Origin of the sequence: Kyrpidia tusciae DSM 2912 (assembly GCF_000092905.1) — a bacterium.
Lineage (GTDB): Bacteria > Bacillota > Bacilli > Kyrpidiales > Kyrpidiaceae > Kyrpidia > Kyrpidia tusciae.
Map to the genome: position 1 here is coordinate 287304 of NC_014098.1, position 12371 is coordinate 299674.

The window sequence follows — 12371 nt, forward strand, 5'->3', positions numbered from 1 at the left end:
GCGTCCTGGCGGTTGCTGGGGGCGTTGCCCGAATGTAGGCCGATCGCTGTGAGGACCGGGGCGGGCCGAGGGGGAGGGGTGCGGGTGAACAGAGAGAACGAGACCTTCGGATTCGATTCGCGCCTGGAATTCGGCGATGAGTTGCCCACATTATTGGCGGTTATTTGTCGATTAACCCAGGCGAAGAGAGGGTGGATCACCCTTCGGATGCCGGGCGGTGTCTGTGAACGAGTGGCTGGGGTGGACATGCCTGAGGGCCAGGGGTCGGAAGACGGGGGTGCCGAGATGGAGCACGGCGGATGTCCGTGTTGTGCCGAAAGCGAAGCTTTGCCCCCCGCAACCGCCACCTTTATAACCTGTACGCAGCATAAAGATGAGAAAGGGAGGCCTTGGATCCACGCTTGCATCCCTCTCTCGGTGGATGGGCATTCCGTCGGGGTGATGAATCTCCTTTTCGCCGACGGAGAACCTTCCTTTGGCCCTGACAGTGAACTTTTGACCATGGTTCGCCGGGTCATTGAGAGTGTCCTGGAACGAAAGCGCCTGGAGGAGCGGTTGCGTCGCTCCGCGGACTATGACTCATTGACCGGCGTTTACAACCGCCGGCGATTTCAGGAAAAGCTGGCGGATATCTTGAATCGGACGGCCCGGGGGACCTTACTCTTTATCGATTTTGACAATTTTAAGGCGATCAATGACAACTTGGGACATCGAGCCGGAGACAAACTGCTGGGCGAATTGATCGGGTCTCTGCGCGGGGTTGTGGAGGGGCGCGGGTTTTTAGGCCGAATCGGCGGCGATGAGTTCGCTTTGTTCCTGCCGGAAGCCACAATTGAAGAGGCCAAGGTGTTGGGAGCGGCCATTGAGCGGGTCTTTCGCCGCCATCGGGTCCTGTTGGATGGACGGCGGGTGATCATGACGGCCAGTATCGGGATCGCCGAGTTTCCCACCTCCGGATCGACGGTGGAACAGCTGTTGGCCAGGGCGGACACGGCCATGTACACCGCAAAACGGACCGGTGCCCATGTGCACGTGTATGACCCCTTCCAGCTGGAAGAAGTGGCCACCACCCAAGAGCTCCTGTGGATGACGCGAATTCGGGAGGCGCTCGAAGGGGACGGGCTGTTGCTGTACGCCCAGCCGATCCGGGAACTCCGGTCCGGATCCGTTTCCCGGTACGAGTTGTTGCTCCGGATGCGGGGCGACAACGGCGAACTCATCAGCCCCAAAGCGTTTCTGGGCGTGGCGGAAAAAACGGATCTTATTCACCGAATCGATCTATGGGTCGTGAAAGAAGCGATCCGGCTGTTGGAACAGATGTGCCGGCACCGTTCTGACATTTGTTTTCACGTAAATCTATCTGCAAAAATTTTCACAGACTCCTCATTTCCCACTTGGTTATCCGGACAACTCAGCCGCAGTCGGGTGGAGGCATCCCGACTGCTTTTTGAAATCACGGAAACAGCGGCTATAGAGGATTACGTCCGGGCGCGGGATTTTATTCACCAAGTGCGGGCGATGGGATTTCGATTCGCTCTGGATGATTTTGGAATAGGATTTTCGTCACTGTACTCGCTGAAATATCTTCCACTCGATGTGCTGAAGATCGACGGCGTGTTCATCCAGGATCTCGCTCATAGCCGGGTCGATCAATCCCTGGTGAAGGGGTTGACCGTCTCCATGCGGGAATTGGGGATTCAAACGGTGGCGGAGTTCGTAGAAGATGAGAAGACGGTGGAGATCCTCCAAGAGTACGGTGTGACTTATGCCCAGGGTTTTCACATCGGCAGGCCGATGCCGATCCCGGAGATTCTCGATCAGCCGGCATGATCAGACCTGGTCCCGTCATTCTTCGACGGGGCCTTTTTTCACGATGAGATGATCGAATCCCGCGCGCCAGGACCCGCGAATCGATTTCCCCGCCCGTACCGCGTTGCCCAGGTATGTTCGCCAAATTTGAAACAGGCAGGACCCTCGTCCACACCGTTCCCCTTTTTCCCCATAGGTTGTCGGGTGAAGGGGGGACAACAAGATGCAATTGCTGAACTGGGTCCATCAGTACGCCGGGAAACTGGACGTGCTCGCTCGCCGGCAGCTGATCCAGGCCCATCGGCCCTTGCGGAGGGTGCCCTGTTTCCTGCAAAACCTGGCCCAAGGGTTGCTGCACCGCTTGATCAAGGTCCCGGTCATCGTCCAACTCAAGGAGATCCCCGAGGAGGGACTGACCAATTCCGTCTGTCGGGCGGGCCGCATCGACCGGCGGCGGATCCATCGCGAACTGCCCATCTGCAACGGCGTGGCCGCCCGCCTTTCGATTGCGGACATCCGGCGGCTGTTAGAGCAGGAATCGGTGGTGCGCATCACTTACGACCGCCCGGTCCGGGCGCTGCTCGATGTGGCCACGCCCGCCGTGGGGGCGGCCGCGGGACAACAGGACGGATTCACCGGTCGGGGTGTCACCGTGGCGGTGCTCGACACCGGGATTTACCCGCACCCGGACCTCACCCAACCTGTGAATCGCATTGTCGGGTTCCGAGATTTTGTAAATGGCCGGACCGAACCGTACGACGACAATGGCCATGGAACTCACTGTGCGGGGGATGTGGCGGCTAACGGCGGGCAGTCCGGGGGCCGCTATCGGGGCCCGGCACCGGAAGCCTCATTGGTGGGGGTGAAGGTGCTCAACGCCCAGGGTGCCGGCAGTCTCTCCACCGTGATCCAGGGGATCGACTGGGTGGTGCAAAACCGGGACGCCTTCGGCATTCGCGTGCTCTCGATGTCTCTCGGCAGCCCCCCGGCCGGACCGCCTTCCCAGGACCCGGTGGTTCAGGCGGTGGAGGCAGCTTGGAATAGCGGGATCGCCGTGGCGGTGGCGGCGGGAAACGAAGGGCCGGGGTCAGGAACCATCAGCTCGCCCGGGGACAGTCCCCGGGTCATTACCGTGGGCGCGGTGGATGATCGGCGAACCGTACCACAAAACGATGATGTGGTGGCTTCCTTCTCCAGCCGCGGGCCGACGAGCGAGGGCGTGACGAAGCCTGACATCGCCGCTCCGGGGGTTGGGATCATCTCCCTGCGGGCTCCTGGGTCTTTCCTCGATAAAATGATGAAAAGCGCCCGGGTGGGGGATTGGTATTTTCGCCTGTCGGGGACGAGTATGGCAACACCGATCGTGGCGGGCACGATCGCACAGCTTCTGCAGAAAAACCCGGCCATGACGCCGGTCGAGGTCAAAGCGGCCCTGATGGACAACGCCTTTGACCTCGGTGAAGATCCCAATGCCCAGGGCAGGGGTGAAGTCCAGGTGGGCGGGCTTCTATAAAGCGAGGAATGGCTTAGAGTGAAGGCATAAAAAATCGGGCTTGGGGGCCCGATTTTTTATGCAGGAAACACGGGTGGCCTGCGGCTCCGAAGGGACCGCCTCTATGTTATCGCCCGAGAAGCTTGAGAAATTCTCGCATAAAGCCCGGGAGATCGGGCCAGGCATGTCCTGAAACCAGGTTTCCATCCACATGGAGGGTTTCCGTCACATATCGGGCCCCCATGGCCTCCACCGAGGGCCGGCAGGCGATGTACGCCGTCATCGAACGATTCTTAAGGAGGTCCGCGACCGTTTCCAAGACCTGGGCGGCATGGCAGATGGCTCCCACCGGTTTGCCCGTTTCAAAGAAATGGCGAACGATGCCCGGCAGTGCTGGGTTAAGGCGGATGTACTCGGGAGCCCTCCCCCCGGGGATGATCAGGCCGTCGTACTCCTCGGGCTTTACTTCCTCAAAGGATAGCTGGGCCTGAATCTGATACCCGGGTTTTTCTGTGTAGGTTTCCCAACTCTCGAAATCGTGAACCACGGTGTGCAAGGTTTTAGCCGACGGGGCGGCGATCACAGCCTCGATGTTCTCTTCGAGCAGCCGATAATACGGGTAATAAATTTCCAGAGCTTCTACCGCATCGCCGGCAGTGATCAGTACCTTTTTTGTCACGGATGACCCCCCTCTCCCATTTGGTTTCATTGTATCATGAGTTTGGGTGTGCACAGAAATCTGAGGCGTTCTTTACACACTTTTTGGATTAGATGCGCCGGCGGCCGGTACAATGGTGTCAGAGGAGGAGATGAGCAGTGCGCTTTCGGGCCGTGTTCTTCGATGTAGACGGAACTCTGCTGACCAGGGATATGCGGCTGCCGGAATCGGTCAAGTGGGCGGTCAATCGCCTCCGGGAGCAAGGGGTCGCGGTTGGGATTGCGACGGGGCGGTCCTATGCCCATACCGAGGCGGTGATGAAACAATTGGGCATCGACATGGCGGTTCTGAACAACGGGGGCTTGGCGCTGCGGCAGGGCCGGATCCTAGCGCACCGCCCGATCCACCCCGAAAGGATCCTGCGCATCCTCGGCGATGTCGAGGATGCAGATCATGCCCTGGTGCTGCACGGGAAAGAGTTCACTGCGGTCAATAAACCGGAAGATGCGTATTTTCTCCGCGCGTATCACCACCTGCGCGTCCCCTTTCCCAGCTTGTTTCGGAACTACCAGGGGGAACCCGTGTATCAAATCAATCTGTTCTGCCCCGAAGATGAGGTTCGCCGGTATGCCGAGGCGTACCCGGATCTGACTTTTCGCCGCTGGTTTCCGGGGTCTTACGATGTGAATGCCGCTGGCGTGCATAAAGCGGAAGGGATCGCGGCTCTGATCGCAGAATTGGGCATGTCTTGGGACGAGGTGGTCACTTTCGGGGATGCGGATAATGATATCCAAATGTTGCGGGCGGCGGGGTTGGGCGTCGCGATGGGCGGCGGCCTGCCCGCGGCCCAGGAAGTGGCGGACGTGGTGATCGGACGACCGGAGGAGGACGCCATCTGGAACTTCGTTCGGTCGAATCTGGCGCAGGAGCCTGCCGAAGCCTGGCCCCGGGCGGAATGATCAGAAAAAACGCGCCTCATCTTCTTCCCTCGGGAAGAGGATAAGGCGCGTCATTCAGATCTCTGTCTCTGAACATATTGCCGGATAACGGATACGTGGAAATGGCCGACTTGGGCGGAAAGATCACCAAAAGGTGCCCGGGGTCAACCTCCTCGAATCTCTCGTTTGACTTGGCCATAGGCCGAGAGTATCATAGAAACATGAAAATTCTCAAGTCCTTTTGATTTCGGCTGGAGCCCACAACTGGACACGTCACAATGTATGCTGTACGTATGGTAATTGGCAACGGTCGGAAAGGGGGATGACGATGGCGGAGGTGAGGATCCGTCTGCGGGATAACGGGCCTTTGGTGGTGACGGGTCCCGTGGAGTTGGTGGACGCGCAAGGGCAAGCTTTCGAAGTGGAGGATTCCTTTGCTCTGTGCCGATGCGGACAATCCGGGAAGAAACCCTTTTGCGACGGTACCCATCGCACGGTGGAGTTCCAGGATCAAAGCCGGGCGAAGTGAAGAGAGGGGCCGAGTTGCTGGAAGGCTAGACCGTGAAAAGATAGGGGGCCGTGGGGAAAGGCGAAGATCTCCTTTTCTCCGCGGCTTTTTGTATGGGCTGCTGCATCATAACAGGTCCACAAAACTGTCACAGTTAGTAATACAGAATGGAACATAGATCGAAACAGGTTGTGGAATCGTTGACTTTTCCCTGAAGGTATACTACAGTAGATACTACAAAAATGCCGTGAGTAAGGGGATTTATTGCCCGATCGTCCGTTTGGTTCGTATCTTTCCGACAAGGGAGCCTATACTATAACAGATTTGAGGTTGTATATAACACAGCCGTGAAGGGAAGAAGGGGTGGGGGAAATGGGCGTACTTTTGGACGAGCGCACGCCTTATGAACCGGTGCGAATCTTGGCGGAGGACGGTACAGTGGTGAATCCGGAGTTGATGCCGGATTTGTCCGATGACCAGTTGCGGGAATTGATGCATCGGATGGTGTTCACCCGGGTGTGGGACCAGCGGGCCATCGCGTTGAATCGCCAGGGGCGGCTCGGCTTTTATGCTCCCGTGGCCGGCCAGGAAGCCTCGATGCTCGCCAGTCATTACGCCTTGAATAAAGATGATTTTCTCCTTCCGAGCTACCGGGATATTCCGCAGTTGGTCTTTCACGGACTGCCGCTTTATCAGGCGTTTTTGTACTCCCGGGGCCATATCCATGGGGGGCAGATCCCGGAGGACGTTTCTGCCCTGATGCCGCAGATCATTATTGCGGCCCAGTGCACCCAGCTCGCCGGGGTGGCGCTGGGGATCAAGCTGCGGGGCGAGCGCCGGGTGGCCATCGCTTATTTTGGTGACGGGGCCACGTCCCAGGGAGATTTTTATGAAGGAATGAATTTTGCCGGGGTGTTCAAGGTGCCGGCGATCTTCTTTTCCCAAAACAACCGCTACGCGATCTCGGTGCCGGTGTCCAAGCAGACGGCGGCCAAGACGTTGGTGCAAAAATCGGTCGCCGCCGGGATCTCCGGGGTCCAGGTGGACGGAATGGACCCCTTGGCGGTGTACCGGGTGACGAAAGAGGCGGCCGACCGGGCCAGGGCCGGGGAAGGGCCGGTGATGATCGAGTCCCTGACCTATCGGTACGGTCCGCACACGATGGCCGGAGACGATCCCACCCGCTATCGGACGAACGAAGAACTCGGGGAATGGGAGCGCCAGGATCCGCTCATTCGTTTCCGGGCCTTCCTTCAGGGCAAGGGGTTGTGGAGCGAGCAGGAGGAAGAGGCGGCCATCGAGGAAACCAAGCAGACCATCGCCGACGCGTTAAAGAAGGCGGATGAATACATGTCCAAGCAGACGGTGGGGGATCTGATCGACGCGATGTATGCGGAGCTTCCGCCGGAGCTGAAGGAGCAAAAGGCGTTGTTTGCGGCGGGGGAGGGAAGGTAATCATGGCACAGATGACGATGATCCAGGCGATCACGGATGCGATGCGGTTGGAGTTGGCCCGGGATCCAAAGGTTTTGGTGTTTGGCGAGGATGTCGGGGTTAACGGCGGTGTATTCCGGGCGACGGCGGGCCTTCAGGAGCAGTTTGGGGAACAGCGGGTCTTTGACACTCCCCTGGCAGAATCGGGGATCGGGGGTCTTGCGGTGGGCTTGGCCGTTCAGGGGTTTCGGCCCGTTGCGGAAATCCAGTTTTTTGGCTTTGTATTTGAAGCCTTTGATGCAGTGGCCTCCCAGGCTGCCCGGCTTCGGTATCGGTCAGGGGGACGGTATCACGCTCCCATTGTGTTCCGTTCCCCTTTTGGCGGAGGCGTTAAGACGCCCGAGCTTCACGCCGACAGCCTCGAAGGGCTATTTGCCCAGACTCCCGGACTCAAAGTCGTCATTCCATCGAATCCTTACGACGCGAAGGGACTCCTCATCTCGGCCATTCGAGACGATGACCCGGTGATTTTTCTCGAGCACATGAAGTTGTATCGGTCTTTTCGCCAAGAGGTCCCGGAAGGGGATTACACGGTGCCCTTGGGGAAAGCGGCCGTGGTGCGTCCGGGGAAAGACGTCACCGTGATCACTTACGGTGCCATGGTTCAGACCTCTTTAACAGCGGCGGACAAGGTGGCAGAATCCCGGGGTGCCCAGGTGGAAGTGATCGATCTGCGGACCGTGAGCCCCATCGATATCGAGACGGTGGTGGAGTCGGTGAAGAAGACGAATCGCGCCGTGGTGGTTCAGGAGGCCCAGCGCAAGGCCGGGGTGGCGGCAGAAGTGGCGGCGCAAATTAATGAACGGGCGATCTTGCATCTCGAGGCGCCGGTGATTCGGGTGACCTCCCCGGATACGGTATACCCCTTTGCCGCGATCGAGGATCAGTGGTTGCCCACAGTGGGGCGGGTCGTGAAAGCCATCGAAGACGTGCTCGATTTCTAAGGCGAGGAGGGGAAAACCGTGGCGGATTTCGTGTTTCGTCTGCCCGACATCGGGGAAGGCATCCACGAGGGGGAGATCGTCCGGTGGCTGGTCAATCCCGGCGATGAGGTCGATGAAGACCAGCCGCTGTGTGAGGTCCAAAACGACAAAGCCGTGGTGGAAATCCCCAGCCCGGTCAAAGGCAAGGTCAAAGAAGTGAAGGTCCAGGCGGGAACCACGGCGGTGGTGGGAGATCCCCTGGTGGTCCTGGAAACTGAAGGGGCCCTGCCTGAGGGGGCAACAAAAGCCGCTGGGGCTCAGCAGACAGATGGGCCTTCGGCCGCGGGTGGGCGTGCGGATGGCCAGGCGCTGTCTGGAACGGGTCAAGTTCAGGCTGCGGTGGCACCGACGTCCGGGAAAGGTTCAGATGGGCGCGGTGAGGACTGGACCGCGGAGCCAGCCGGAGCGACCCCGGATGGAGCGGAGCCGTCGGGTGCGGCGATGATCCTCGCCACGCCCGCCGTGCGGAAGTTTGCCCGGGAGAAGGGCGTGGATCTGGCCCGGGTGCGGGGTACGGGAAAGAATGGCCGCATCACCCGGGAGGATGTGCTGCGGGCGGCGGCGGGGCCCGAGGCGGAGAAAGCAGAAAGAATGGACGAGCCAACCGCCCAGGAACGTGCCATTCCAATGAGCGAGGCTGCGGGTTTGGAAGAGCGGGTTCCTTTGGCCGGCATCCGCAAAGTCATTGCCCAAGCCATGGTGAAATCGGCCTATACTGCCCCTCACGTCACGGTGATGGACGAGGTGGATGTGACGCGGCTGGTGGCTCTTCGCGACAAAGCCAAACCTTTGGCCGCCGAGCGCGGAGTGAAACTCACCTACTTGCCCTTTATCGTTAAGGCGGCCATCGCAGGGTTGCGTCTGCATCCCACCCTCAATGCGTCCATCGACGAGGAGAAAGGTGAAATCGTCTACAAGAAATATTATAATATCGGCATCGCCACCGATACGGAGCGGGGACTGCTGGTGCCGGTGGTGAAAGAGGCCGATCGCAAGAACGTGTGGATGTTGGCGGCGGAGATCCGGGAGTTGGCCGAGAAGGCCAGGACCGGGAAGTTGACATCTCCGGAGATGAAGGGGGGAACCTTCTCCATCACCAACATCGGGGTCGAGGGCGGCCTGTTCTTTACGCCGATCATTAATTATCCGGAGGTCGCCATCCTGGGGGTCGGGCGGATCACCGACAGACCGGTGGTGCGAAACGGCCACGTGGCTGTCGCTCCGGTCATGGCGTTGTCCCTCAGTTTTGACCATCGCTTGGTGGACGGCGCCGAAGCCCAGCGTTATGTCAACGATGTGAAACGGCTGCTGGAAGATCCCGATCTTTTAACCCTGGAGGTGTAACATGGTCGTCGGGGAATTTACCACCGAGGTGGACCTGTTGATCATTGGCGGAGGCCCGGGGGGATACGTGGCCGCCATTCGGGCCGCCCAACTCGGGAAAAAGGTGACGCTCGTTGAGCGGGACAAGCTGGGTGGGGTGTGCCTGAACGTCGGCTGTATTCCGTCCAAGGCGCTGATCGCCGCCGCCCACCGGTATGAGGATGTAAAAAAGCTGGACGAGATCGGCATCCAGGCCGGGGATGTCCGAGTGGATTTTGCGAAAGTGCAGACCTGGAAGCAAGGCGTGGTCGACAAGCTCACCGGTGGCGTGGCGAGTTTAATGAAGGCCAACAAGGTAGAAGTCATCAAAGGAGAAGCTCTTTTTGCCAACGACCGGGAGGCGAGGGTGATCAACGGCTATGAGGCGAATCGTTATCGCTTTAACCAATGCATCATCGCCACCGGATCCCGGCCCATTGAGCTCAAAGACCTGCCCTTCGGAGGCCGCGTGATTTCTTCCACGGAGGCGCTGTCCTTGCAGGAGATTCCCAGGCGGCTTTTGGTCATTGGTGGAGGGTACATAGGGATCGAACTCGGTACCGTCTTTGCTAAATTTGGGACGCAGGTGACGGTGCTGGAGGGGACCGAATCGATCCTTCCGACCTTTGAAAAAGAGGTTTTGCGGCTGGTGGAACGCCGGCTCAAAAAACTGAATGTCACCGTGGTGACCTCCGCCATGGCCAAGGGTGTGGAGGAAACCGCTGACGGTGTGACGGTCACGGCTTCCGTGAAGGGTGAAGAGCAGCGGTACGAGGCGGACTATGTACTGGTCACTGTAGGCCGCAGGCCCAATACGGAAGATCTCGGGCTGGACATGGCTGGAGTGCGCACAGAAAAAGGGCTGATTCAAGTCGACAAACAAGGGCGCACCAGCGTGGGGCACATCTTTGCCGTCGGTGACGTGGTGCCGGGGCCGGCCCTGGCTCATAAAGCGTCTTATGAAGGCAAAGTGGCCGCCGAAGCGGCTGCCGGAGAGGCCAGTGAAGTGGATTACAGGGTCATTCCCGCCGTGGTCTTCTCCGATCCGGAGATCGCGGTGGTGGGGTTGAGCGAGTCCGAGGCAAAGGAGAAGGGGCTCGACGTGGTGACGGGGAGATTCCCCTTCGCGGCCAATGGGCGCGCCCTCTCCTTAACAGATGCTGAGGGTTTCGTCAAACTGGTGGCGGACAAATCCAGTGGAGAGTTGCTTGGCGCACAGATCGTCGGCCCGGAAGCTTCAGACCTTATCGCCGAAGCGGCTTTGGCGATTGAGATGGGTGCCACCCTGGAGGACGTCGCGCTTACAATCCACGCCCACCCGACTTTGGGCGAGGTGATGATGGAAGCGGCGGAGGTCGGCCTGGGCCGGCCGGTGCACATCGCTCCGCGCTAAGATAGTGGGCCTGAGAGGCAGCAGCGGTGAAGAGATCACGGCCCTGACCGCGAGTCCTGGGCATGTCTTCTTTATTGCTGCGCGCTGGCGAACAAGGCGCCGGCACGGCCGAACCCGGCGTTTCGGGCGGCCTGCGGCGCCTGTTTGCTCAAGGGCCCTCCTTGTACCATTGCCGAAGGATGTGCTTCTGAATCTTGCCCACGGAGGTGCGGGGAAGCTCCTCCACGAACAGGATCTCTTCGGGCACCTTGAATCGTGCCAGCCGCTGGCGACAGTACTCGATGAGATCTTCTGCCGGCGCATGCTCCGGCGATCGCGGGATCAGGTAGGCGACGATTTTTTCATCGCGAATGGGATCCGGCACTCCGATCACCGCTGCATCGGCGACATCCGGATGCTGCAGCAGCACCGCCTCCACCTCTCCGGCGGCCACATTCTCCCCGGCCCGTTTCACCATGTCTTTGATCCGGTCGACGAAGTGAAAATACCCCTCTGCATCGATTTTTGCCACGTCCCCGGTGTACAGCCATCCGTCCCGGATCGTCTCCCGGGTAGCCTCCTCATTCTTGTAGTACCCTTTCATAATGCTCCGACCCGGAGTACCTCTGACGATGATCTGCCCAGGGATGCCGACGGGGCAATCCCGCCCGGCGTCGTCCACCACCCGCACTTCGTATCCGAGAGTGGGCAATCCGATCGTTTCGTTGCGCCGATCTCCATCCAGAGGGTTCATGAGGGGGGTGCCCATCGTTTCGGTCATTCCGTACAGTTGCAGCAGGATGTCGCCATATCGTTCCGAGAACAGGCGGAGTTCCTCCCGGGTGACGGACTGGGCGAACCACACGGCTCTCAGGGAATGGTTCCGGTCTTCAGGATCATAGGGTTGCCGGAGGATCATGCGGATCGGGGCTGCGAACAAACTGCCGACCGTCGCCCTGAGTCGAATGGCTTGTTTAAAATACCGAGAGGCGCTGAATCTGGCCGTCAGCCCAATGCTCGCTCCGACCACCAGGGCCGACATGGTGGAATAATACTGGGCATTGCCGTGAAACAGCGGCAACACGGCCAGTTGTCGATCGTCGGGCCCCAACCGCACCCCTCGGGCCATCGTCTCCCCGGCGTAGATGTAGTTGGCGTGGGTGATGATCACGCCTTTTGGTTTCGATGTGGTGCCCGACGTGTATAAAATGCCCGCCATCATCTCCGAATCTCCAGTCTCGTGGATCCGTGCATCCGGGGCTCCGGCGAGCGAGGCGGACAGGGGCAACATACGTTGTGACGGCAACGGCTCGCCGGGCTCGGCGGCGACGAGAATATGGTGCAAGTCCGGGCATGCTTCCGCAGCTTCCCCGATGGCTTCCGCGGAGTGTCGGTCGGTGATGGAAAGCACTGCGCCGCTGTGGTTGAGCAGGTACCTCAATTCGTCGACACTGGACAGTGGGTTCGTGCACAGCAAGGCGGCGCCGAGTCGAGCCGCTCCAAGCCAGGCCATATAAAAAATCGGCGAATTGTTCATGTGGAGGTTGACGATGGTCCCCCGACTCACGCCCAGTTCACGAAAGAGACCGGCCATTCGCGCGATCCGGGATTCCATTTCTCCGTAAGTGAAGGTCTCCAATTCTTGACTCGGGTCTTCATACAACAGAAATGGTTTATCGGGTTGGCGATCCACCCAATGTGCCCATACGGTGTTCAACGTGCGGTAACCAGCAATGTCCATGGTTGATCCCTCCG

The 12371-nt window shown here is 59.5% G+C and carries 10 protein-coding genes; 8 read left to right on the forward strand and 2 right to left on the reverse strand.

Annotated features, from left to right (window positions below; genetic code table 11):
• Window positions 1-84: 84 nt before the first annotated feature.
• Window positions 85-1830 (forward strand): putative bifunctional diguanylate cyclase/phosphodiesterase, encoded by a 1746-nt coding sequence (locus BTUS_RS01535; protein ID WP_013074371.1) that lies wholly within the window; start codon window positions 85-87, stop codon window positions 1828-1830.
• A 202-nt stretch (window positions 1831-2032) separates the two neighbouring features.
• A complete protein-coding gene (locus BTUS_RS01545) occupies window positions 2033-3322 on the forward strand; it encodes a S8 family peptidase (protein ID WP_013074372.1) in 1290 nt (429 codons plus the stop codon).
• A gap of 106 nt (window positions 3323-3428) precedes the next feature.
• Here BTUS_RS01545 and BTUS_RS01550 read toward each other — a convergent pair whose 3' ends face one another.
• Entirely contained in the window at window positions 3429-3980 is a 552-nt protein-coding gene (locus tag BTUS_RS01550) for a DJ-1/PfpI family protein (protein ID WP_013074373.1), read from the reverse strand.
• A 137-nt stretch (window positions 3981-4117) separates the two neighbouring features.
• Between BTUS_RS01550 and BTUS_RS01555 the strand changes: the two genes are divergently transcribed.
• From BTUS_RS01555 to lpdA, 6 genes are all read left to right on the forward strand, one after another.
• A complete protein-coding gene (locus BTUS_RS01555; protein WP_013074374.1) occupies window positions 4118-4918 on the forward strand; it encodes a Cof-type HAD-IIB family hydrolase in 801 nt (266 codons plus the stop codon).
• A gap of 307 nt (window positions 4919-5225) precedes the next feature.
• Window positions 5226-5426: a CDGSH iron-sulfur domain-containing protein gene (locus BTUS_RS01560; protein ID WP_013074375.1), complete on the forward strand. Its 201-nt coding sequence runs from the start codon at window positions 5226-5228 to the stop codon at window positions 5424-5426.
• A gap of 351 nt (window positions 5427-5777) precedes the next feature.
• A complete protein-coding gene (gene pdhA, locus BTUS_RS01565; RefSeq protein WP_013074376.1) occupies window positions 5778-6860 on the forward strand; it encodes a pyruvate dehydrogenase (acetyl-transferring) E1 component subunit alpha in 1083 nt (360 codons plus the stop codon).
• A gap of 2 nt (window positions 6861-6862) precedes the next feature.
• Entirely contained in the window at window positions 6863-7843 is a 981-nt protein-coding gene (locus tag BTUS_RS01570; protein ID WP_013074377.1) for an alpha-ketoacid dehydrogenase subunit beta, read from the forward strand.
• Between the two features lie 18 nt (window positions 7844-7861).
• A complete protein-coding gene (locus BTUS_RS01575) occupies window positions 7862-9226 on the forward strand; it encodes a dihydrolipoamide acetyltransferase family protein (protein WP_013074378.1) in 1365 nt (454 codons plus the stop codon).
• 1 nt (window position 9227) lies between these two features.
• Window positions 9228-10637, forward strand: a complete 1410-nt coding sequence (gene lpdA / locus BTUS_RS01580; protein WP_013074379.1) for a dihydrolipoyl dehydrogenase — start codon at window positions 9228-9230, stop codon at window positions 10635-10637.
• A 148-nt stretch (window positions 10638-10785) separates the two neighbouring features.
• Here the strand turns inward: lpdA and BTUS_RS01585 are convergent, their stop codons facing one another.
• A complete protein-coding gene (locus BTUS_RS01585) occupies window positions 10786-12357 on the reverse strand; it encodes a class I adenylate-forming enzyme family protein (RefSeq protein WP_013074380.1) in 1572 nt (523 codons plus the stop codon).
• Window positions 12358-12371 lie beyond the last annotated feature (14 nt).

Coding starts and splice junctions, on each gene's coding strand:
- lpdA (WP_013074379.1), top strand. CDS start 9,228: ATGGTCGTCGGGGAATTTACCACCGAGGTGGACCTGTTGATCATTGGC.
- BTUS_RS01545 (WP_013074372.1), top strand. CDS start 2,033: ATGCAATTGCTGAACTGGGTCCATCAGTACGCCGGGAAACTGGACGTG.
- BTUS_RS01570 (WP_013074377.1), top strand. CDS start 6,863: ATGGCACAGATGACGATGATCCAGGCGATCACGGATGCGATGCGGTTG.
- BTUS_RS01585 (WP_013074380.1), bottom strand. CDS start 12,357: ATGGACATTGCTGGTTACCGCACGTTGAACACCGTATGGGCACATTGG.
- pdhA (WP_013074376.1), top strand. CDS start 5,778: ATGGGCGTACTTTTGGACGAGCGCACGCCTTATGAACCGGTGCGAATC.
- BTUS_RS01560 (WP_013074375.1), top strand. CDS start 5,226: ATGGCGGAGGTGAGGATCCGTCTGCGGGATAACGGGCCTTTGGTGGTG.